The sequence below is a fragment of the Krasilnikovia sp. M28-CT-15 genome, assembly GCF_047159595.1.
Taxonomy (GTDB): Bacteria; Actinomycetota; Actinomycetes; order Mycobacteriales; family Micromonosporaceae; genus Actinoplanes.
On the sequence record NZ_BAAGAK010000001.1, the window covers coordinates 6,328,352 to 6,350,271 of the forward strand.

At 73.2% G+C, this 21,920-nt stretch carries 18 protein-coding genes; 7 read left to right on the plus strand and 11 right to left on the minus strand.

Annotated elements, in window-relative coordinates:
- Nucleotides 1-127 precede the first annotated feature (127 nt).
- From ACMCNO_RS28975 to ACMCNO_RS28985, 3 genes are all read left to right on the plus strand, one after another.
- Entirely contained in the window at nucleotides 128-511 is a 384-nt protein-coding gene (locus tag ACMCNO_RS28975; RefSeq protein ID WP_412752606.1) for a PH domain-containing protein, read from the plus strand.
- A gap of 139 nt (nucleotides 512-650) precedes the next feature.
- Nucleotides 651-1,862, plus strand: a complete 1,212-nt coding sequence (locus tag ACMCNO_RS28980; RefSeq protein WP_412753843.1) for a PQQ-dependent sugar dehydrogenase — start codon at nucleotides 651-653, stop codon at nucleotides 1,860-1,862.
- Nucleotides 1,863-1,911: 49 nt separating this feature from the next.
- Nucleotides 1,912-3,546: a metallophosphoesterase family protein gene (locus ACMCNO_RS28985; protein ID WP_412752607.1), complete on the plus strand. Its 1,635-nt coding sequence runs from the start codon at nucleotides 1,912-1,914 to the stop codon at nucleotides 3,544-3,546.
- 33 nt (nucleotides 3,547-3,579) lie between these two features.
- On the opposite strand, the gene gatB is transcribed toward ACMCNO_RS28985, so the two are convergent.
- The gene (gene gatB / locus ACMCNO_RS28990) at nucleotides 3,580-5,082 is read right to left on the minus strand and encodes an Asp-tRNA(Asn)/Glu-tRNA(Gln) amidotransferase subunit GatB (RefSeq protein ID WP_412752608.1); all 1,503 of its coding nucleotides are present in this window, start codon (nucleotides 5,080-5,082) and stop codon (nucleotides 3,580-3,582) included.
- A 128-nt stretch (nucleotides 5,083-5,210) separates the two neighbouring features.
- Between gatB and ACMCNO_RS28995 the strand changes: the two genes are divergently transcribed.
- Complete coding sequence (locus ACMCNO_RS28995; RefSeq protein ID WP_412752609.1) at nucleotides 5,211-6,668, plus strand: M1 family metallopeptidase; 1,458 nt, start codon at nucleotides 5,211-5,213, stop codon at nucleotides 6,666-6,668.
- 147 nt (nucleotides 6,669-6,815) lie between these two features.
- Here the strand turns inward: ACMCNO_RS28995 and gatA are convergent, their stop codons facing one another.
- The 9 genes from gatA to ACMCNO_RS29040 all read right to left on the minus strand — a co-directional run bounded on the left by gatA (nucleotide 6,816) and on the right by ACMCNO_RS29040 (nucleotide 18,854).
- Complete coding sequence (gene gatA, locus ACMCNO_RS29000) at nucleotides 6,816-8,273, minus strand: Asp-tRNA(Asn)/Glu-tRNA(Gln) amidotransferase subunit GatA (protein ID WP_412753844.1); 1,458 nt, start codon at nucleotides 8,271-8,273, stop codon at nucleotides 6,816-6,818.
- Between the two features lie 22 nt (nucleotides 8,274-8,295).
- The gene (gene gatC / locus ACMCNO_RS29005) at nucleotides 8,296-8,595 is read right to left on the minus strand and encodes an Asp-tRNA(Asn)/Glu-tRNA(Gln) amidotransferase subunit GatC (protein WP_412752610.1); all 300 of its coding nucleotides are present in this window, start codon (nucleotides 8,593-8,595) and stop codon (nucleotides 8,296-8,298) included.
- A gap of 123 nt (nucleotides 8,596-8,718) precedes the next feature.
- Nucleotides 8,719-10,953: a putative bifunctional diguanylate cyclase/phosphodiesterase gene (locus tag ACMCNO_RS29010; protein WP_412752611.1), complete on the minus strand. Its 2,235-nt coding sequence runs from the start codon at nucleotides 10,951-10,953 to the stop codon at nucleotides 8,719-8,721.
- A gap of 144 nt (nucleotides 10,954-11,097) precedes the next feature.
- Nucleotides 11,098-13,236, minus strand: coding sequence for an NAD-dependent DNA ligase LigA (gene ligA, locus ACMCNO_RS29015; protein ID WP_412753845.1), 2,139 nt, complete (start codon nucleotides 13,234-13,236; stop codon nucleotides 11,098-11,100).
- A gap of 241 nt (nucleotides 13,237-13,477) precedes the next feature.
- The gene (locus ACMCNO_RS29020) at nucleotides 13,478-14,515 is read right to left on the minus strand and encodes a methionine synthase (RefSeq protein WP_412752612.1); all 1,038 of its coding nucleotides are present in this window, start codon (nucleotides 14,513-14,515) and stop codon (nucleotides 13,478-13,480) included.
- Complete coding sequence (mnmA, locus tag ACMCNO_RS29025; protein WP_412752613.1) at nucleotides 14,469-15,659, minus strand: tRNA 2-thiouridine(34) synthase MnmA; 1,191 nt, start codon at nucleotides 15,657-15,659, stop codon at nucleotides 14,469-14,471. The genes ACMCNO_RS29020 and mnmA overlap by 47 nt, the downstream gene beginning before the upstream one ends.
- An 80-nt stretch (nucleotides 15,660-15,739) precedes the next feature.
- Complete coding sequence (locus tag ACMCNO_RS29030) at nucleotides 15,740-16,915, minus strand: cysteine desulfurase family protein (RefSeq protein WP_412752614.1); 1,176 nt, start codon at nucleotides 16,913-16,915, stop codon at nucleotides 15,740-15,742.
- A 187-nt stretch (nucleotides 16,916-17,102) separates the two neighbouring features.
- Nucleotides 17,103-18,062, minus strand: coding sequence for an electron transfer flavoprotein subunit alpha/FixB family protein (locus ACMCNO_RS29035; protein WP_412752615.1), 960 nt, complete (start codon nucleotides 18,060-18,062; stop codon nucleotides 17,103-17,105).
- A gap of 12 nt (nucleotides 18,063-18,074) precedes the next feature.
- On the minus strand, nucleotides 18,075-18,854 hold the full coding sequence (locus ACMCNO_RS29040) for an electron transfer flavoprotein subunit beta/FixA family protein (protein ID WP_412752616.1): 780 nt from the start codon (nucleotides 18,852-18,854) through the stop codon (nucleotides 18,075-18,077).
- A gap of 283 nt (nucleotides 18,855-19,137) precedes the next feature.
- Between ACMCNO_RS29040 and ACMCNO_RS29045 the strand changes: the two genes are divergently transcribed.
- Genes ACMCNO_RS29045 through ACMCNO_RS29055 form a run of 3 tightly spaced genes read left to right on the plus strand, consistent with a single transcriptional unit; the run spans nucleotide 19,138 to nucleotide 20,278 of the window.
- Nucleotides 19,138-19,524 carry a YidH family protein gene (locus tag ACMCNO_RS29045; protein WP_412752617.1) on the plus strand — a complete coding sequence of 129 codons (387 nt, stop codon included), beginning with the start codon at nucleotides 19,138-19,140 and terminating at the stop codon, nucleotides 19,522-19,524.
- Nucleotides 19,521-19,898, plus strand: coding sequence for a DUF202 domain-containing protein (locus ACMCNO_RS29050; protein WP_412752618.1), 378 nt, complete (start codon nucleotides 19,521-19,523; stop codon nucleotides 19,896-19,898). The genes ACMCNO_RS29045 and ACMCNO_RS29050 overlap by 4 nt, the downstream gene beginning before the upstream one ends.
- Nucleotides 19,899-19,936: 38 nt before the next feature.
- Nucleotides 19,937-20,278, plus strand: a complete 342-nt coding sequence (locus ACMCNO_RS29055) for a PLDc N-terminal domain-containing protein (RefSeq protein WP_412752619.1) — start codon at nucleotides 19,937-19,939, stop codon at nucleotides 20,276-20,278.
- A 4-nt stretch (nucleotides 20,279-20,282) separates the two neighbouring features.
- On the opposite strand, the gene ACMCNO_RS29060 is transcribed toward ACMCNO_RS29055, so the two are convergent.
- A complete protein-coding gene (locus ACMCNO_RS29060; RefSeq protein WP_412752620.1) occupies nucleotides 20,283-21,905 on the minus strand; it encodes an acetolactate synthase in 1,623 nt (540 codons plus the stop codon).
- Nucleotides 21,906-21,920: the final 15 nt, after the last annotated feature.

The following is a 21,920-nucleotide window of genomic DNA, read 5'->3' on the forward strand; positions in this document are numbered from 1 at the left end:
GGGACAACCACCGATCCGGGCCCACCGTCGGAAGCCCGGCTGGTTCGGCTATGACCTGGTTCACACCGCGACAGGGTGCGGGACCCTCCGGCAATTCCGCGCACCCGGCCAATGCGAGGATGACCCCGTGAGTTCCAAGCCCGTCCTGCGTGTGCGTAAGCCCGGCGCGCTGCTGGTCGCCGCGGTGATCGCGTTCGTCGGCACGATCCCGCTGGCCGGCGCCCGCTGGTCGCTGGCGCCCCTGCTGCTGATCCCGCTGGCCGTGGCGGCGTGGGCGTGGCGGGCGGGGACGGACGTCTACCCGGATCGGCTGCGGGTCCGCGCACTGATCGGCACGACGACCGTGCCGTGGGACCGGGTGGCCGAGCTCGCCCCGGACCGGCGCGGGCGGGTGTCCGCGCTGCTCACCGACGGCACGGTGATCCGGTTGACCGGCGTCAACCGGGCCGACCTGCCCGCCGTGCTGGCGGCCGCCGGGCAGGAGATCAGCGCCCCGCCCCAGACGGACTGACCGCAGGCACGCACCCTGACTCGGGACGCGACGGTCCACGGACCGCAACGCAGCCGTGCTGCCGCGGCGACGCGATCGGCGGCGCCGGAGGTGTCAGGGGCCGCCGCTACCCTGGTCTGGTGGATGAGGAGATCGCGTGATCCCGCGCCGCCGACAGGCCGCCGCGCCGCCGGTGACCCGGCGGGCGAGCGCCCCCTCACGCACCCGGCGCGCCGGTTCCACGCTGCTGACGCTGGCGGCGGTGCTGGTCCTCGGCGCGGCGTGCAGCTTCGGGCCGCCCGATCCCGACCAGGCCGGTCAGCCGCCCAACCTGCCGCCGCCGTCTGCCGCCACCAGCGGCGACCCGGCGGGCAGCCAGGAGGTCGCGGTCACCGTGCTGGCCAAGGACCTGGAGGTGCCGTGGGGCATGTCCTTCCTGCCCGACGGCGCGGCCCTGGTCACGGAGCGCGACACCGCCCGCATCCTGCGGGTCGGCCCGGACACCGACGCCAGCGGGCTCAAGGTCACCGAGGTGCAGCGGTTGCCCGAGGTGGTGGCGGGCGGCGACGGCGGGCTGCTCGGCATCGCCGCCTCCCCGCGGTATGCCACGGACAAAACGGTGTTCATCTACTTCACGACCGCCAAGGACAACCGGGTCGCCAAGCTGACCCTGGGCGGCAGGCCGCAGCCGATCCTCACCGGCATCCCCAAGTCGCCCGACGGCAACGGCGGCCAGGTCGCGTTCGGCCCCGACGGCTACCTGTACGTGGGCACGGGCGACGGGACCCCGGGCACCCAGGCACAGGACCCGAAGAGCCTCGGCGGCAAGATCCTGCGGGTCACCACCGAGGGCAGGCCCGCCCCGGGCAACCCGGTGAAGGACTCCCGCGTCTGGTCCTCGGGTCACCGCAACGTCCGGGGCCTGGCCTGGGACTCCGGCAAGCGCCTGTACGCCAGCGAGTCCGGTCAGAAGACGTACGGCGAGCTGAACCTCATCCAGAAGGGCAGGAACTACGGCTGGGGCAGGGTCGAGGGCGACGCCAACAACCCCGCGTACGCCGACCCGCTGGTGAGCTGGCCGGTCGCGGAGTCGGACTGCGCGGGCGTGGCCGTCCTGGAGCACATGGTCGCCTCGGCGTGCCTGCTCGGCAAGCGGCTCTGGCTGGCCGACACCACCGGCAACGGCACCCTGATCGGCCAGCCGCAGGCCCTGCTCGCGGGCGAGTACGGCCGCCTGCGGGCCCTGACGACCGCCCCGGACGGGTCGCTGTGGGTCGCCACCTCGAACCAGGAGGACGGCGGCGACCCCGGCCCGGACGACGATCGCATCATCCGCCTTGTCTTTGCCGAGGGCGGCGCTGGTCGAAGTTAACGGAGACGACTGTTTCGCACGCCTACCCTCAGGGCACGGTGAGCCGTAGATGACCTCCCTCCGAAACCTCCCACGAGCCGTCCGGGCCGCGATCACGCGTGTCCTGGGCACCACGTGGGGCCGGCGCGGCCTGGGCACCGCCGCGGTGGTGCTGGTCGCGCTGACCGGGACGTTCGTGGGCACGATGCTGCTGGCGCAGACGCACATCGAGGTGGGCCCGTTCCACGCGGAAATGTCGATCACCCCGTCGCTCAAGGGTGGCACCGAGGTCGACATCCCGCCGCTCGGCTCGCTGCACCTCGACAGCCACGATGGCCCCATCCATCTCAAGGTCAACCTCGGCTCGCTGGATCAGAACCGGACCGAGGCCCTCATCGACGACCCCACCGCCCTCACCGCCACGGGCCAGCGCGCGGTCGACGAGGTGACCGCGGGCGTGTTGCGCCTCGGGCTGCGGGCGCTCGGCGCGGCCCTGGCCGGCTCGATGCTGCTGGCCGCGTTGATCTTCCGGGACTTCCGCCGGGTCGCGTGGGCGGGCGTGACCGCGCTCGCGGTGGTCGGCGGCAGCCTCGGCCTGGCGGTCGGCACGGTCCGCCGGGACTCGATCGCCGAACCGCGGTACGAGGGCCTGCTGGTCAACGCCCCCGCGGTGGTGGGTGACGCCCGCCGGATCGCGGACAACTACGGCCGGTACGCCGACCAGCTCCAGCAGCTGGTCAGCAACGTCAGCCGGATCTACACCACGGTGTCCACCCTGCCGGTGTACGCCCCGCAGGCGAACACCACCCGCATCCTGCACGTCTCCGACCTGCACCTGAACCCGTCGTCGTGGGGTCTGATCCGCACCGTGGTGAAGCAGTGGAACATCGACGCGGTGGTCGACACCGGCGACATCGTCGACTGGGGCAGCAGCGGGGAAGCCTCGTATGTGTCCGCGATCGGGCAGGTCGGCGTGCCGTACATCTACGTGCGGGGCAACCACGACTCGACCGCCATCCAGGCGGCGGTGGCCCGGCAGAGCAACGCGAAGGTGCTCGACAACTCGGTCGTCACGATCAAGGGGCTGACCATCGCGGGCATCGGCGACCCCGAGTTCACCCCGGACAAGTCGGAGACCCCGCCCGCCGCCGACGGTTCGGCGACCTCCCCGCTGCAGGTGAGCGGTGAACGGCTGGCGACCACGATCCGGGGCGCCGACCCCGCGGTCAACGTCGCGCTCGTGCACGACCCGGCGATGGCGACGCCGCTGTCCGGTGTCGTCCCGGTCGTGCTGGCCGGGCACAAGCACCACCGCGAGGTGAGCACGCTGCCCGCGCCGTCACCTTCTCCCACGGTCACGCCGACCGCCGCGGCGTCGCAGTCGACCGCCCCGGCACCGGCCGCGACGCAGGGGCCGCCGGTGGCGACCCGGCTGATGGTGCAGGGTTCGACGGGCGGTGCGGGGCTGCGCGGGCTGGAGCACGAGGAGCCGACGCCGCTGACGCTGTCCGTGCTCTACTTCGACGAGCAGCACCAGCTGAAGGCGTACGACGACATCCAGCTCGGTGGCACCGGCCAGTCCAACGTCACCGTCCAGCGCAACGTCATCGGCGGCCCGGAGCCCACCACGACCCCGCCGGCCCGCCCCACGACCCCGCCCTCACGCAGCGCGGCCACGCCGAAAACCAGCTCATCCGGCCGCTGACCCCGGCGCCCGTGCGCCGCGTCGCCGCCTGAGTCAGCCCTCGACGCCCAGGCGGGAGAGGATGAGTTCCCGGACGGTCTTGGCGTCGGCCTGACCCCGGGTCGTCTTCATGACCGCGCCGACCAGCGCCCCGGCCGCCGCCACCTTGCCGTCGCGGATCTTGGCCGCGATGTCCGGGTGGGCGGCGATGGCCTCGTCCACCGCGGCGGTCAGGGCGCCGGTGTCGGAGACCACCTCGAGACCCCGCGCGGCCATGACCGCGGCGGGGTCACCCTCGCCCGCCACGACACCCTCCAGCACCGTACGGGCCAGCTTGTCGTTGATCTTTCCCGCGTCCACGAGCGCCTGCAGCTGCGCGACCTGCGCCGGGGTGGCCCCGACCGCGGACAGCTCGACGCCGGTCTCGTTCGCGCGCCGGGCCAGCTCGCCCATCCACCACTTGCGCGCCCCCGCCGGGCTGGCCCCGGCCGCGATGGTCTCCGCGATCAGGTCCACGGCACCGGCGTTGACCATCGACTGCATGTCCAGCTCGCTGAGGCCCCACTCCTCGCGCAGGCGGGCCCGCCGTACGCTCGGCTTCTCCGGCAGCGCGGCCTTGAGTTCCGCCACCCAGGCCGGGTCCGGCGCGATCGGCACCAGATCGGGCTCGGGGAAGTAGCGGTAATCCGTGGCGGTCTCCTTGGATCGGCCCGAGGTGGTGTCGCCGGTGTCCTCGTGGAAGTGCCGGGTCTCCTGGGTGATCGTGCCGCCGCCGTCGAGCACCCCGGCCTGCCGGATGATCTCGGACCGGACGGCCCGCTCGACCGAGCGCAGCGAGTTCACGTTCTTCGTCTCGGTGCGGGTGCCCCACTCCTCGCCGGGCAGGTTGAGCGAGGTGTTGACGTCGCAGCGCAGCGAACCCTGCTCCATGCGCACGTCCGAGACCCCCAACGAGCGGATGATGTCGCGCAGCTCCGTCACGTACGCCCGGGCCACCTCGGGGGCCTTGGCCCCGAGGCCGGGCACCGGCTTGGTGACGATCTCGACCAGCGGGATGCCGGCCCGGTTGTAGTCGACCAGCGACTCGGTGGCCCCGTGGATGCGCCCGGTGGCACCGCCGACGTGCAGCGTCTTGCCGGTGTCCTCCTCCAGGTGGACCCGCTCGATGCCGATGCGCACCGTCTCGCCGTCGATCTCCACGTCGACGTAGCCGTCGACGCAGAGGGGCTCGTCGTACTGGCTGGTCTGGAAGTTCTTCGGCATGTCGGGATAGAAGTAGTTCTTCCGGGCCATCCGGCACCAGGTGGCGATCGAGCAGTTCAGCGCGAGCCCGATGCGAATCGTGGCCTCGATGCCGGCCCGGTTGGCGACCGGCAGGGCCCCCGGCAGGGCCAGGCAGACCGGGCACACCTGGGTGTTGGGCTCCGCGCCGAAGACCGTGGGGCAGCCGCAGAACATCTTCGTCCGGGTGCCCAGCTCGACGTGGGTCTCCAAGCCGATGACCGGCTCGTACCGGCCGACGGCCTCGGAATACGAGGGCAACGCGATGGTGGACATGCGGTGAGCTCCCAGGGACCTGGACCCGGCGACTGACGGCCTCCAGCCTAGTGGGCCCCACTGACCGATTTTCCGCTGACCCGGCGGTATCCCCACGGGTCACGATCGATTGGGTACGGTTCCGGGTCATGCACCGTAGGAGTCTGGTCGCCGTCCTCGTCGTCGCCGCGCTCACCGCAGGCTGCACGGACAAGGCGGACAGCGCCACCGCGCAGCCGGCGGCAGCGGCGGCCCCGGCGGCTCCGGCCAACGCGCCGGTGATCGACTACGCACAGTGGCGGGCGGGCACGTCCGCGCCCGTGGCCGACCCGCTCTACCCCCGGCTCGGCAACCCCGCGCTCGACGTGCTGCACTACGGCCTCCAACTGGCCTGGCAGCCGACCACCGGCACGCTCACCGGGACCGCCACCCTGCACATCCGCCCGGCCGCGGACGCCGCGCAGATCAGGCTGGACTTCAAGCCGTACCGGCTGGACCGGGTGAGCGTGGACGGCGTCGCCGTCCCGGGCGCGGCGGTGACCGCGGAGAAGCTGGTGGTCCCGATCGCGGTGCGCAAGGACAGGCCGGTCACGCTCGTGGTGGCGTACCACGGTGCGCCCAGCACCACCGCGATGCCGTCGCACCGCAGCGACACGGAGCCGCTGGGCCTGACCGTCACCAAGGACCGCGCGCTCTGGACCATGCAGGAGCCGTACGGCGCGTACACCTGGTATCCGGCCAACGACCAGCCGTCCGACGAGGCGCTCTACGACATCTCGGTGACCGTGCCGAAGGGCTGGTCGGCGGTGGCCGCCGGCACCCCGGCCGGGCGCAGCGGCACCACGTTCCGGTACCGCAGCACCGATCCGGTCGCGACGTACCTGCAGACGCTGGCCGTGGGCCGGTACCGGAAGATCACCGCGAAGGGTCCGCACGGCATCCCGTTGACCTACTGGTACCGGCCGGGCACGGACGAGAAGCTGGTGCCGTCGCTGCGCAGGTCGCCGGCCTTCCTCTCGTTCCTGGAGAAGCGCTTCGGGCCGTACCCGTTCCCCACCGGCGGCATCGTGCTGGTCGACTCGGCCTCCGGCATGGAGACCCAGCAGATGATCACCATGGGCGGCAAGGTCACGAAGTCGGATTCGTCCAGCTTCGAGCAGGACCTGCTGCATGAGTACGCACATCAGTGGTTCGGCGACTCCGTGACCCCCACCAACTGGAACGACCTGTGGCTCAACGAAGGCTGGGCGATGTACGCCCAGTACCTGTACGAACAGTCGATCGAGAAGTTCTCCGACGAGGATCTGGAGCGCTCCCTCCGTGCGAAGGACGCCGACCTGCGCAAGACGCTGGGACCACCGGCGCGCCCGCAGGCCGCGAACTTCGCCGAGGCCAACGTGTACATCTGCCCGGCCGCGATGCTCAAGGAGCTGAACGACGCCCTCGGCGACAAGAAGTTCTTCGCCCTGGCGACGGCATGGGTGCAGACGCAGCGGAACACGCAGCAGACCCGGGCGTCCTTCACCGCGTTCGTGAACAAGCAGACCGGCCGCGACTTCACCCAGCTGATCGACGCCTGGCTGGACTCGCCGTCCACCCCGAACTGAGCGCTTCCGCTCGCCGACGTCGCCGCTCGTACGCCCGGCCGCACGGGCACGACCACATCCTGCAGGAGGCGCGTCCAGCGCGCAGTCCTGCAGGATCCATGGTCGCTGCCGCAGAGGATGCCCACTGCGGTGCGGGCGAACCTCCGGCTACAGCGCCGGCGGGGTGAACGTGCCGACCGCGGACTCCAGCGCCGCGGCCACCCGGTACATCCGGTCGTCGGCCATCGTCGGGGCCATCACCTGGAAGCCGACCGGCAGGCCGTCGGACAGCCCGCACGGCACGGAGATGGCCGGGCCGCCGTACAGGTTGGTGGGGATGGTGAACAGGTCGGCCAGGTACATCTGGTACGGATCCGAGGTACGCGAGCCGAACGGGAACGCCACGAACGGCGTGGTCGGCGAGATCAGCGCGTCGACCCGCTCGAACGCGTCCGTGAAGTCGCGCGTGATCAGGGTGCGGACCTTCTGCGCCTGCCCGTAGTACGCGTCGTAGTAGCCGCTGGACAGGGCGTACGTGCCGAGGATGACGCGGCGCTTGACCTCGGGGCCGAACCCGGCCTCCCGGGTCAGCGACATGACCTCCTCGAGCGAGTGGTTGCCGTCGTCGCCGACCCGCAGGCCGTACCGGACGCCGTCGAAGCGGGCCAGGTTGGACGAGCATTCACTCGGCGCGATCAGGTAGTACGCGGGCAGCGCGTACTGGAAGTGCGGGCAGGACACCTCGACGACCTCGGCGCCCAGCTTGACCAGTTTCTCCACCGCGTCCCGGTACGCGGCCATCACCCCGGGCTCGGCGCCCTCGCCGGAGAACTCGGTGACCAGGCCCAGCCGCACCCCGGTGAGGTCGCCGGTGGCGCCCTGCCGGGCGGCCGCCACGACGTCCGGGACGGGCTGCGGGATGGAGGTGGAGTCGCGCGGGTCGTATCCGGCGATCACGGAGTGCAGCAGCGCGGCGTCCGCCACGGTGCGCGCGCACGGGCCGGGGGTGTCCAGTGAGGACGAGAATGCGATGAGGCCGTACCGCGACGTCCCGCCGTACGTGGGCTTGGCGCCGACCGTGCCGGTCACGGCGCCGGGCTGGCGGATGGAGCCGCCGGTGTCCGTACCGATGGCCAGCGGCGCTTCGTACGCGGCCAGGGCCGCCGCGCTGCCGCCGCCGGAGCCGCCGGGGATGCGCCCCAGGTCCCACGGGTTGTTCGTCGGCCCGTACGCCGAGTATTCCGTGGAGGAGCCCATGGCGAACTCGTCCATGTTGGTCTTGCCGAGCATGACCGTGCCGGCGGCGCGCAGCCGCTCGACGATGGTCGCGTCGTAGGGTGGCCGCCAGCCCTCGAGGATCTTCGACGCGGCGGTGGTGGGGACACCGCGGGTCGCGACGATGTCCTTGACCGCGACCGGCACCCCGGCCAGCGGTCCCAGCTGCTCACCGGCGGCCCGCCGTTCGTCCACGGCCCGCGCGGCGGCCAGCGCGCCCTCCCGGTCCACGTGCAGGAACGCGTGCACCCGGGGGTCGACCGCGTCGATCCGGTCCAGGTGGGCGGTCGCGACCTCCACCGCCGAGGCCTCGCCGCCGGAGATGAGCGCCGCGATCTCCGTCGCGGTCATCCGCGTGACGTCACTCACGGCTTCAGTCCTCCTCGTCCAGGATGCGGGGTACGCGGAACCGGCCCTCGGCGGCGTCCGGCGCGCCGGAGAGGGCCTCCGACTGGGTGAGGCACGGCTGCTCGACGTCGTCGCGGTACACGTTGGTCAGCGGCACGGAGTGTGAGGTCGGCGGGATGTCCTCGGCCGCCACCTCACCGACCCGGGCGACCGACTGCAGGATCACGTCGAGCTGGCCCGCGAACTGGTCCAGTTCCTGCTCGGTCACGGCGAGCCGCGACAGGCGCGCGAGATGCGCGACCTCTTCGCGGGAGATGGCGGTCATCGTGCCCCCTGCTGGTCCTTCGGTACGGCGATCATGGGCGTCGCCGCTGACCCGAGCGAGTCTATTTCGCCCCGCCGCCGGGCCTACCGGCGACTCCCGATTCTCCGACCGTCGTCGCCGTGATCACGTGGTCGGGACCGGGCGCAGCGGGCGGTATCGGGCCAGCCAGTCGAGCAGGTCGTCGGCGGGCATCGGGCGGGCATGGAACCAGCCCTGCGCGGCGTGGCATCCCACCCGGGCCAGCATCCGCCAGGTGCTCTCGTCCTCGACCCCCTCGGCGACCACCCGCAGGCGCAGCGCCTCCGCCAGGTCGATCACGGAACGGACGATGGCGGCGTCGCCGCGGTCGGCCACCATGCCCAGGACGAAGGACCGGTCGATCTTCACCTCGGACAGCGGCAGGCGGCGCAGATGCTGCAGCGAGGAGTATCCGGTGCCGAAGTCGTCCAGGGAGATGGCCACGCCCATCCGGTCCAGCCGGGTGATCGTGGTGAGCACCCGGTGCGGGTCCGCCATCAGAGCGCTCTCCGTGATCTCGAGCTGTAGCAGGCTCGCCGGGACGTCGTAGCGGCGCAGCAGGGCGTCGACCCGTTCGGCGATCTCCGCGCTGTGCAGGTCGCGCACGCTGACGTTCACCGCGGCCCGGACCGCGCGGCCCGCCATCTGCCACGCCGCGAGCTGCGCGACCACCTCGTGCAGCACCCGTGCGGTGAGCAGGCGCATCACCGGGGTCTGCTCGGCGACCCGGATCAGCTCCTCGGCGCCGATCAGGCCGCGCCGCGGGTGCTGCCAGCGCAGCAGCGCCTCGACTCCGACGACCTCGCCGGTCGCGATCGCGATCTGCGGCTGGTAGAAGAGCTGGATGCCGTCCTCCGCCGGACCCGGGGGGTCGTCGGAGGAGGCGCCGGTCCGGGCCGAGCCGCCGTGCCCGTTGAGTGGTGCCGGTGGCGGGTCGAACGTGCCCGGGTAGTCGTCCAGGGCGCTGCGCAGATCGGCCAGCAGGGTGAGCCGTTCCGGGGAATGGTGCGCCGCGTCGGGGCCGTACACCACGATCTGGTCGCCGCGCTGCTTGGCGTCGTACATGGCGGCCTCGGCCTGGCGCAGCAGCGTGGCGGGGTCGCCGGGCCCGGAGCCCGGCAGGGGCGCGTGCAACGCGATCCCGATGGTGGCGCTGACGTCGACGGCCAGGCCGTCCAGGTGGAACGGCCGGCGCAGAACCTCGGCGAGGTGCCCCGCGACGGCCCGTGCCGCCCCCGGCCCGTCGACCCGGGTGGCCAGCACCGCGAACTCGTCACCGCCGAGCCGGACGAGCAGGTCGTGGGCGGGCACGGCGGCGGCGAGGCGGTGCGCCACCTCGATCAGCAGCCGGTCACCGAGTGGATGACCCAGCGCGTCGTTGACGTTGCGGAACCGGTCCAGGTCCAGCAACAGCAGGGCGAGTTGCCGCTGCGGCCGTCGTGGGCCGCCTTCCTCGCCACGGTCCGCGACCGCGGCCTGCAGGACGCGGCGGTTGGGCAGGCCGGTGAGGGGGTCGATGCGGGCGGCCCGCTCGTACTCACCGGCCGAGCGGACCATCCGGTGCACGGCGTGCAGGGCGAGCAGGACCAGCGGCACGAGGACCAGACCGACCTGCGCGGCGGCCAGCACCACCGGCCCGAGCAGCAGCAGTGCGGCGGTGGCGAACAGCTCGACGCTGCGGCGCGGCCGGTGCCGGGGCCGTACGCCCTCGGAGTGCCACCGGGCGGCCAGGGCGGCGAGGCCGTACCGGGCGCCGATCCAGGCGGCGGCCGCGGCGACGGTCAGCACCGCGTCGTCCCAGTGCGGTGCGGGGCCGAGGCGCAGCCCCGCCGCGGCGGCGACCAGCGATGCCCCGGCCAGCCCTCCGGCGTGCTGCACGGCCAGGTGCGGCACCCGGCCGGTGGGCCGGCGCATCCGGGCCCCGGCGACGGTCACGGCCGCCAGTTGCGCCGCGAGCGCGGGCACGAAACCCCAGGCGAGGGCGATCGCGAAGGTGAAGCAGATCGAGGGCAGGACGACGGAGCTGGTGCGCCGGTCGGCCAGGACGTACGGCCGGGCGTCGACGGCGACCGCGAGCACGGCCATGGCCCAGTACGCGGGCGGCAGGCTCGCGAACGTGTCCGAGGCGATCGCCCACAGTGCACCGTCGACCAGGACGACGCCGGTGGCCGTGACGAGAATCCCGCGCCACTGGGGCATCAGCGGCAACCGCCCGGTCCGGGGCGTCCCCGGTCCGTACGTCTCGGGGCCCGGCGGCGCCCCACCGGAGCGGGCCGGCTGTCCGAAGCACGCCTCGGGGAGCGGGCTGCCCGGCGCGCGGCGCGGCTGTGCGGCACCCATGCGACCTCCCCGATGGTGTCGGAACCGACCGATCCCACTCACCATAGATCCGCATGGACAAAACGACGCGAAACAGACTCGTCGCTACCAAACTCACATGCGTGAGCTACCGCCGAAGACCCCTTTTTTCACTCGATAGGGGTCCTACTCCTTGTCACCCGGCGGGGTCAGCTCGGCGACCTCGCGGGCCGCGTCCGGTCCGTCCGCCAGCAGCACCGCGAAGCCGGCCTCGTCCAGCACCGGCACCTTCAGCGCCAGAGCCTTGTCGTACTTGCTGCCGGGGTTGTCGCCGACCACCACGAACGCGGTCTTCTTCGACACCGAGCCACTGACCTTGCCGCCCCGCGACGTCACCGCCTCGGTGGCCTGGTCGCGCGAGTGGCTGGCCAGCGTGCCCGTGACGACCACGGTCAGGCCCTCCAGCGGGCGGGGGCCGTCGTCGGTGCGCTCGTCGGCCATCCGCACCCCGGCCTCGCGCCACTTGCGCACGATGTCGGTGTGCCAGTCCACCGCGAACCACTCGCGCAGGCTCTCGGCGATCGTCGGCCCCACGCCGTCCACCGAGGACAGTTCCTCGACCCGCTCCTCGCGCACCGCCGCCTCGATCGCCTCCATCGAGCCGAAGTGCCGGGCCAGCGCCTGGGCGGCGGTCGGGCCCACGTGCCGGATCGACAGGGCGACCAGCACCCGCCACAGCGGACGCTGCTGCGCCTCGGCCAGATTGTCCAGCAGCTTCACCGCATTGCTGCCCAGGCTGCCGTCCTTGTTGACGAAGAACGGCGCGGACGCCAGCTGCTCGGACGTGATCGCGAACAGGTCGCCCTCGTCGGCGATGATGCCGGAATCCAGCAGCGCCTGGCCCGCCTTGTAGCCGAGTACCTCGATGTCGAACGCGCCCCGGCCGGCGAGGTGGAACACCCGCTCACGCAACTGCGCGGGGCAGGACCGGGTGTTGGGGCAGCGGATGTCGACATCGCTCTCCTTGGCCGGGGCGAGCCGGGTGCCGCACGCCGGGCACTCGGTCGGCATCACGAACTGGCGGGCGTCCGCGGGGCGCAGGTCCATGACGGGGCCGAGCACCTCGGGAATGACGTCACCGGCCTTGCGCAGCACGACCGTGTCGCCGATCCACACCCCCTTGCGCTCGACCTCCCGGGCGTTGTGCAGGGTGGCCAGCGCGACCGTGGAGCCCGCGACCCGCACCGGCTCCAGCACCGCGAACGGGGTCACCCGCCCGGTACGCCCGACGTTGACGTCGATGTCGATCAGCTTGGTGGTGACCTCCTCCGGCGGGTACTTGAACGCGATCGCCCACCGGGGCGCGCGGCTGGTCGAGCCCAGCCGCCCCTGGATCGCCACCGAGTCCACCTTGACGACCACGCCGTCGATCTCGTGCTCGACGTCGTGCCGGTGCTCGGCGTAGTAGTCGATGAACTCCCGCACCGCGGCCATGTCGCCGACCCGGCGCCACCGGTCGCTGGTCGGCAGACCCCACGCCTTGAGCTGCTCGTACGCGTGGGACTGCGACGTCGGCTGGAAGCCCACCCGGGCACCGATGCCGTGCACCACCATGCGCAGCCCGCGTGACGCCGTGACCCGCGGATCCTTCTGGCGCAGGCTGCCGGCCGCCGCGTTGCGCGGATTGGCGAACGGCGCCTTGCCCTGCTCGACCAGCGACGCGTTGAGATCGGCGAACGCCGACGCCGGGAAGTAGATCTCCCCACGCACCTCGAGCAGCTCCGGCGGGTCCTCCCCCGCCAGCCGCTCCGGGATCTCGCGGATGGTGCGCACGTTCGACGTCACGTCCTCGCCGGTGCGCCCGTCGCCCCGGGTCGCCCCGCGCACCAGCCGCCCCTTCTCGTACGTCAGGTTGATGGCCAGGCCGTCCACCTTCAGCTCACAGAGGAAGTCGACCGCGCCGCCCGCGTCGCGCACCGTGCGCTCGGCCCACGCGGCCAGCTCGCCGGCGTCGAAGACGTTGTCCAGCGACATCATGCGCTCGGCGTGCTCCACCGGGGTGAACTGGGTGGAGAACGTGCCGCCGACGTTCTGCGTCGGGGAATCCGGGGTGCGCAGCGCCGGATATCGCCCCTCCAGATCCTCCAGCTCCCGCAGCAGCCGGTCGAACTCCGCGTCGGAGACCGTCGGCGAGTCGAGCACGTAGTAGCGGTACTGATGGCCGCGGATCTCGTCGCTGAGCTCGGCATGCCGGGTGCTGGCCTCGGGCGTGGGCTCGGCACCGGCCGCGGCCACCTGCGCGGCGGTCGGGCGCCCCTCGGCGATCTCCGCGGCGACCGCAGCCTCGTCGGTCGACTCCCGCGACGGGGCGCCGCCGGACTTGCGCGCGCGGGATGCCGCGCCCTTGCGCGCCGAGCCTGTGGACGCCGAATCCTGCGACGCCGCGCCCTTCGACACCGAACTGTTGGCCACCAGGGAATCCTCCGTCTTCCGCGCTTCCACCAGCACGTTAGTCGGCACCTACGACAGTTTGCGGCTCCAGGCCCCGGCCAACCGGGCCGGTTCGTCAGACCTCGGCCAGGCGGCGGCCCGCGTCGCGGCAGGCGGCGAGGACTGCCCGGACATACCGGTCCGATGCGCCCGCAAGGCCGCAGGCCGGGGTGACCACGACCTGCGCGGCCAGCCGCTGCGCCGGAAAACCGAGGCGGGTCCACAACGTACGGATCCGGTCCGCGACCTCGGCCGAGGTGGGCGCCCGCCCGGACGACGGCGGCCGGGTGGCGGCCGCGCCCGCGAACAGGCCCAGGCCCGCGTCGAGCGCCTCGCCGAGCGGATCGAGACCGGACAGCAGGGACAGGTCGAGGGCGACACCGGCGGCACGGGCGTCCCGCGCCACCTCCAGGGGTACGTCCGGCGCACAGCAGTGCAGGACCACCGGCGCGCCGGCCGCCTCCACGACGGTCCGCAGGGCGCCCGCCGCGTCGGCACGCTCCACCGCGCGGTACGCGCTCAGCCCGCTCTCGGTCGGCACCCGTCCGGCCATGACCGTGGGCAGGCTCGGCTCGTCGAGCTGGAGCAGCACCGAGGCGTGCGGCAACCGCCTGCGGACCTCGACGACGTGGCGCCGCAGCCCCTCGGCCAGCGACCCGGTGAGGTCGCGCACGGCACCGGGATCGCGCAGCAGCCGCCCGCCGATCGGCAGGTCGAGGCTGGCGGCCAGCGTCCACGGGCCGGTGGCCTGAAGCTTCAGCACCCCGGCAAACCCGTCGCCCTGCTCGGTGAGCTGATCGAGGTCGCGTTCCCACAGGTCGGCCGCGCGGCGCAGGTCCTGGCCGGGTCGGCGGGCGACCTGCCAGCCACCCGCGTAGAGCTGCACCGGCAGGTCGACGAGCAGCCCGGCGCTCCGCCCGATCATGTCGGCGCCCGGACCCCGTTCGGGCAGCTCGGCGAGGTGCGGCAGGTCGGGCAGCTCACCGAAGATCAGGCGCTGCGCCTCGGCGATGTCCGTCCCGGGCAGCGATCCCAGCCCGGTGGCGGCACCGATGGGCCAGGGGAAGTCAGGCACGGGCAGCGGCCCCGGATTCGGCCACCGGCGACCCGGCATGCGTACCGTCCCGCCCGGCCGCCGGGCCCTCCGCATCGGACGGCCGCCCGGCCGCCGGGAGCGGCGCGCCGGACGAGAGCCCGGCCGTGATCGTGGCCGAGCCGAGCACGACATCGCCCGCCGGATCGGGCCGGTACGCGACGATCGCCTGCCCGGCCGCGACCCCGCGGGCGGGCTCGCGCAGCCGGGCCGTCAGCTCGCCCCCGGCCACTCTCACGTCGGCCGCGACGACCTCCCCGTGCGCGCGCAGCTGCACGTCGCAGGCCACCGGGGTGGCCGCGCCGTGCCAGATCGGGCGGGCGGCGGTGACCGTGTCCACCGCCAGGTCCTCGCGCGGGCCCACGGTCACCGTGTTGGTCTTCGGGGTGATCGACAGGACGTAGCGGGGGCGACCGTCGGGGGCGGGCACCCGCAGGTCCAGGCCCTTGCGCTGGCCGACCGTGTACGCGTAGGCCCCGCGGTGCTGGCCGAGGACCGCGCCGGTGTGCGCGTCGACGATGTCGCCGGGCTCCTCACCGAGCTGGCGGGCCAGGAAGCCTCGGGTGTCGCCGTCGGCGATGAAGCAGATGTCGTTCGAGTCCGGCTTGTCGGCCACGGCCAGGCCGCGCTCGGCCGCCTCCGCGCGGACCTGCGCCTTGGTGGAGTCGCCCAGCGGGAAGATCGCCCGGTCCAGCTGGGCGCGGGTGAGCACGGCCAGCACGTACGACTGGTCCTTGGCGAGGTCGACGCTGCGGCGCAGCAGTCCGTCCGCGCCCAGCCGGGCGTGATGCCCGGTCACCACGGCGTCGAAGCCGAGCGCGATCGCCCGGTCCAGCACCGCCGCGAACTTGATCTTCTCGTTGCAGCGCAGGCAGGGATTGGGGGTACGGCCCGCCGCGTACTCGGCGACGAAGTCCTCGACCACGTCGGCGTGGAACTGCTCCGCCATGTCCCACACGTAGAACGGGATGCCGATCACATCGGCGGCCCGGCGGGCGTCCCGCGAGTCCTCCAGGGTGCAGCAGCCGCGGGCCCCGGTCCGGTAGGTCTGCGGGTTGCGGGCCAGGGCCAGGTGCACCCCGGTGACGTCGTGCCCGGCGTCCTTGGCGCGCGCGGCGGCCACGGCGGAGTCCACTCCGCCGGACATCGCCGCCAGTACACGCATTCCCCCAGCCTATCCGCCCCCGAGACCGGCGCCCAAACGCACCGGGGCTGCGGCCGTCCCGGGCAGCCGGGCGCGCAAACTCAGCGGGGCGACTTCCAGGCCGTGGCGCGCCGGGCCCGCTCCACCGCGGCGGGCAGCGCCGCCACCAGCGCGTCCACGTCCTCCACGGTGCTGGTGTGGCCCAGGGTGAAGCGCAGCGACGACCGGGCCCGGTCGTCGTCGGCACCCATGGCCAGCAGTACGTGCGAGGGCTGCGCGACGCCCGCCGAGCAGGCCGAGCCGGTGGAGCAGGCGATGCCCTGCGCGTCGAGCAGCAGCAACAGGGCGTCGCCCTCGCAGCCGGGGAACGAGAAGTGGGCGTTGCCGGGGAGCCGGTCGAGCACGGCGCCGTTGTAGACCGCGTCCGGCACCGCGGTGCGTACCCGGGCGACCAGGTCGTCGCGCAGTGCCGCGACGCGGGCCGCGTACTCGGGCTGCCGTTTGACCGCGGCCTCGACCGCCACCGCGAACGCCACCACCCCGGGGGTGTCCAGAGTGCCGGAGCGCACGTCGCGCTCCTGCCCGCCGCCGTGCAACAGCGGGGTGCAGCCGACGTCGCGGCCCAGCAGCAGCGCGCCGACCCCGACCGGGCCGCCCAGCTTGTGACCGGTGACCGTCAACGCCGCCACCCCGCTGGCCGCGAAGTCGACCGGGACCTGCCCGACCGCCTGGACCGCGTCGGTGTGCAGCGGCACGCCGGACTCGGCGGCAAGCGCGGCCAGCTCGTGGATGGGCTGGATCGTGCCGACCTCGTTGTTGGCCCACTGGACGCTGACGACCGCGACGTCCTCGCCGCGCTCGTCGAGCAGCTCGGCGAGGGCGGCGGGGGCGGCCCGGCCGGTGGGCTCCACCGGCAGCCAGTCGACGTCGGCGGCCTCGTGCGCGCCCAGCCACTCGACCGAGTCCAGCACGGCGTGGTGCTCGACCGCCGACGCGGCGACCCGGGTACGGCCGGGTTCGGCGGCCCGCCGCGCCCAGTAGATCCCCTTGGTGGCGAGGTTGTCGCTCTCGGTGCCGCCGCTGGTGAAGATCACCTCGGAGGGCCGGGCGCCGAGCACCGCGGCGATCCGCTCGCGGGACTCCTCGACGAGCCGGCGCGCGGTACGCCCGGCGGCGTGCAGGGACGACGGGTTGCCGATCATCCCGGCCGCCGCGACGTACGCGTCGAGCGCCTCGGGAAGCATCGGCGTGGTCGCCGCGTGATCCAGGTAGGCCATCACCGGAAAGCTTATGCCCCCGCCGTCGATGCGCCCCGGACCGCGGTCGCCGCCCGCGTCGACACCACCCGGCGTCGGCGCTGGCCGCCCGGGATCTGTGCCGGTCGCCGGGGGCCGCGCGGGCCGCACACGCGCCCGGCCCCGGCGGAGGTCGCTCCGCCGGGGCCGGGTCGTGGCCGTGCCGGTGTTACTTGCGCTTGCGGATCTCCTCGGCGGCCTGCGGTACGACCTTGAACAGGTCGCCCACGACGCCGAAGTCGGCCAGCTCGAAGATCGGGGCCTCGGGGTCCTTGTTGATGGCCACGATTGTCTTGCTGGTCTGCATGCCCGCCCGGTGCTGGATGGCACCGGAGATGCCCAGCGCGATGTACAGCTGCGGGGAGACGGTCTTGCCGGTCTGGCCGACCTGGAACTGGTGCGGGTAGTAGCCGGAGTCGACCGCGGCCCGGGACGCGCCCACCGCGGCGCCGAGCAGGTCGGCCAGCTCCTCGACCAGCGAGAAGTTCTCCGCGTTGCCGACGCCACGGCCGCCGGAGACGACGATGGACGCCTCGGTCAGCTCGGGGCGCGAGCCCTTCTGCTCGGCCACCCGCTCGACGACCTTGGCCAGCTTGTCCGCGTCGGTCGAGGTGACCGTGAGCTGCTCGACCGCCGGGGTGGCGGGGGCGGGCTCCGGGGTCACCGAGTTCGGCCGGACGGTGACGATCGGCAGGCCCTTGGTGACCTTCGACTTGACGATCGTGGAGCCGGCGAAGACGACCTGGGTGGCGGTGCCGTCCGCCGCGACCTCGACCGCGTCGGTGAGCAGCCCGTTGTCGAGCTTGACCGCGAGGCGTCCGGCGATCTCCTTGCCCTCCTGGGTGGAGGCCAGCAGGACGGCCGCGGGCTGGACCCGCTTGACCAGCTCGGCGACGACCGTGGCCTTGGGGGCGACGAGGTAACCGTCGATCTCCTCACCCTCGGCCGCGTAGATCTTCGCGGCACCGAACTCGCCGAGCTTGTCGGCGAACTGGGCGGCCGCACCGGCACCGCCGAGCACGACCGCGGAGACCTCGCCCAGACCGCGGGCGATGGTGAGCATCTCGAGCGTGACCTTCTTGACGCCGGCTGCCTGGGAGGCTTCGACGACGACCAGTACTTCAGCCATGTGTGGGCCTCCTCAGACGAACTTCTCGGTGGCGAGGAACTCGACGAACTGCGTGCCGCCCGTACCCTCGTCGGTGATCTTGGTGCCGGCGGACCGGGCCGGGCGCTTCGCGAACTCGACCACGGTGCTGGTCGCCCCGGTGAAGCCGACCTCGTCGGCGCCGACCCCGAGGTCGGCGAGGGCCAGGCCCTGCACCGGCTTCTTCTTGGCGGCCATGATGCCCTTGAAGGACGGGTAGCGCGGCTCGTTGATGGTGTCCCACACGCTGACCACGGCGGGGGTGGCCGCGGTGACGACCTCGTAGCCCTCGTCGGTCTGCCGCTCGATGGTGAGGTTGGCACCGTCCACGGTGAGCTTGCGGGCGCCGGTCAGCGCGGCGATGCCGAGGCGCTCGGCCAGCATGTGCGGCAGCACCTGGACGCGGCCGTCGGTCGACTCTGCGCCGCAGAGCACCAGGTCGGCGTTGAGCGTGCCGAGGGCGGCGGCCAGCACCTTGCTGGTGGCCACCGCGCAGGAGCCGTGCAGCGCGTCGTCCTGCACGTGGACGGCCTTGTCCGGGCCCATCGACAGGGCCTTGCGGATGGACTCGGTGGCACCCGCGGGACCCATCGTCAGGACGGTCACCTCGCCGCCGTGGGCCTCTTTGAGCTTGAGCGCCTCTTCGATGGCGTACTCGTCCATCTCGTTGATGACGTTGCTAGCCGAGGCTCGCTCGACGGTGTTGTCGCCCGGGCTCAGGGTGCGCTCGGCACCGGAGTCGGGTACCTGCTTGACCAGTACGACGATGTTCATCGCGCTTCGACGACCTCCTGTTTACGAACGCCCACGGCCACGTGTCACCCCGGAAAGGTTACCCGCCAGTAGCTAACTGGTCTCCGCCACCGAGGGTGACTCACCTCACGACGTCGGACCACCTGTTCGCTGCCATCAGACCGGGGGATTTGTCGGGACATGTCCGGCCAACTCGCTCCTTGCCTCGCAGGCGGGGTACGCCCCGCCGCCGACCCATCCTCCCCCACGCCGAAATGCCGCCGTCCGCGGGCGGCCCCGAAACTGAACGGTCGATAATCTTTGCGTGCTCGATGACCTGCGACAGTGGTTCGACCCGGGGCGGACCGCGCGGGTCGGCAAGACCCCGGACTACCGCTTCTCCCTGGCCAACGAACGGACGTTCCTGGCCTGGATCCGGACCGGCCTGGCCCTGATCGCGGGCGGGCTGGCATGCGCCCAGTTCCTGCCGCCGCTGCCCATCGCCCACCTGCGCGAGATCATCGCGGTGTCACTGCTCGTGCTCGGCGGGCTCGTGGCGCTACGGGCGGTGGACCACTGGGCCCGCACGGAACGCGCCATGCGACTCGGCACCGACCTGCCCCGGTCCCGGTTCCCGGCGGTACTGGCCATCGTGGTCGCGGCCGGGGCACTGCTGCTGGTCGTGGCGGTACTCATGCGGGCGCTGCGGTGACCGCCCGGGACGGCGGGGTGGGCGAGCGCGGCGGCCCGGGTGGCGACAGCGGCCCGGACGGCGACAGTGGCGCGGGCGACGACCACGGCGCCTCCGCCGAGCGCACCCGGCTGGCATGGCGGCGCACCGGGCTGTCCGCCACCGTGGTCGCGCTGCTGACCCTGCGCCCGGCCTTCGTGCCCGACCCGCGCGCCAGAACGGTGCTGGCCGCGGCTGCCGCGATGGGCGTCTGGGCCGCCCTGGTCGCGCTCGGCTACCGCCGGGTCCACGGCCTGGTCGCCCGCCCGCCCCGCCCGGGCAGCCACACGGTCGTCGCGTACGCGCTGCTGTGCGCGAGCTTCGCGGTCTTCGGCGCGGTGGTTGTCCTGGCCTGATCGATGACGTACGGGTCGGGCCGCGTCATCATTGCCTCATGGTCCGGTCGTTCATCCTCCTGGCTGCCGTGCAGCTCGTACTGCTGGTCCTCGCCCTGATCGGCGCGCTGTCCGCCGACCGGGTCCGCACCATGCCGCGCGCCCTGTGGGTCCTGGCCATCCTGCTGATCCCGCTGATCGGAGCGATCGCGTACTTCGTCTGGGGACGCCCGCTGCCCGCCCCGGCAGAGGGCGGCCCCACCCGCCGGAACACCGCCCGGCCCGCCTCACCCGACGACGACCCGGACTTCCTGCGCTCGATGAACACCGAACAGGCCCGCCGCGACCGGGAACTGCTCGCGCAGTGGGAACGCGAACTGCAGAAACCGGACGACGAATAGCGCCTCAGGCCAGGTTGGACGACCGCGGGTACGCGTCGGTCGGATCGGTCAGCACGTTGACCAGGTACGGCACGCCCGCGTCGAACGCCCGGTGCAGCGCCGGGCCCAGATCCGCGGACTTCTCCACGGTCTCCCCCGCGCCGCCCAGCGCCCGGACCACGTCGTCGTAGCGCAGGCCCGGCTGCAGGTCGGCCGCGACGTCGTAGCCGTACATGGCCTGCATGGGGTGCTTCTCCAGGCCCCAGATGCCGTTGTTGCCCACGACGATGACCACGGGCAGCTTCTGGCGCACCAGGGACTCGACGTCCATCAGGGAGAATCCGGCGGCGCCGTCGCCCATGAGCACGCAGATCTGCCGGTCCGGATAGGTCACCCGTGCCCCCATGGCGTAGCCCATGCCGGTGCCCAGGCAGCCGTACGGGCCGGGGTCGAGCCAGGTGCCCGGCTGGGCGGGCTCCAGGTAGCGGCCCGCGTACGAGACGAAGTCGCCACCGTCGCCGATGGTCACCGCGTCCGCGGCCAGCACCCGGCGCAGCTCGCCGTAGATGCGCGCCGGGCGGATCGGGTCGGTCTCGGCGGCCATCGCGTCGGCATCGCGCGCCTTGGCCGCGTCCTCGGCGGTCCGCAGGCCCGCCACCCAGTCGGCATGGTCGGTGCGGGCGCCGGCGTGGTCGGCGAACGCCGTGAGGATCGCCCGCAGGTCCCCGGCCGGGGACGCGGCCGGGGTCACGTGGGTGGCGCGCTGGTTCGGCGCGTCCACGATGTGCACCACCTGCGCGTCGCCGAACTCGCCGAAGCCGAGCCGGAAGTCCAGCGGGGTGCCGACGACCGCGACGACGTCGGCGCCGTCCAGGGCGGGGCGCCGGGCCCGGGCGAACGCCAGCGGGTGACCGGGCGGCAGCGCGCCCCGGCCCATGCCGTTGGTGAAGACCGGCACGTGCAGCGCCTCGGCGGCGGCGCGCAACGCGTCGACCGCGTCGCCGGTCCACACGTCGGAACCCGCGATGATCACCGGCCGCTCCGCGCCCGCCAGCAGCGCGGCGGCCCGGGCGACCTCGTCCGGGTCGGGCTCGACCACGGGTACGGCGGGCGCGACGGGTGCGGCCCCCTCACCGGACGAGAAGAGCACCTCGAGCGGCAGGTCGAGGAACGCGGGGCCGCGGTGCGCGGTGAGCGCGGCATCCAGCGCGCGGGCCACCTCGCCCGGGATGGCGTCGGTGTCGGTGACCGTGGCCGCGTACTTGGTGACCGGGGCGACCAGCGGGATGTGGTCGATCTCCTGCAGGCTGCCGGCGCCCCAGCGGAACGCGGGTGCCCGGCCGCCCATCACGAGCACCGGGGAGGCGTTGAAGAACGCGCTGGTCAGACCGGAGATGCCGTTGGTGACGCCGGGACCGGCGGTGAGCACCGCGAGGCCGGGGCGGCGCTGCAGCTTGGCGACCGCCTCCGCGGCGAACACCGCGGACTGCTCGTGCCGCACGTCGTAGAGGGGGAAGCCGGACTTGTGCGCCGCGTCGTACAGCGGGAAGACGTGGCCGCCGGAGAGGGTGAACATCTCCGTCACGCCGTACGCCCGCAGGGTCGCGAGCGCCAGATCTCCGCCGTGGCCCTCGATCATGTCCGCCATGTCCGCTCCCGTCCT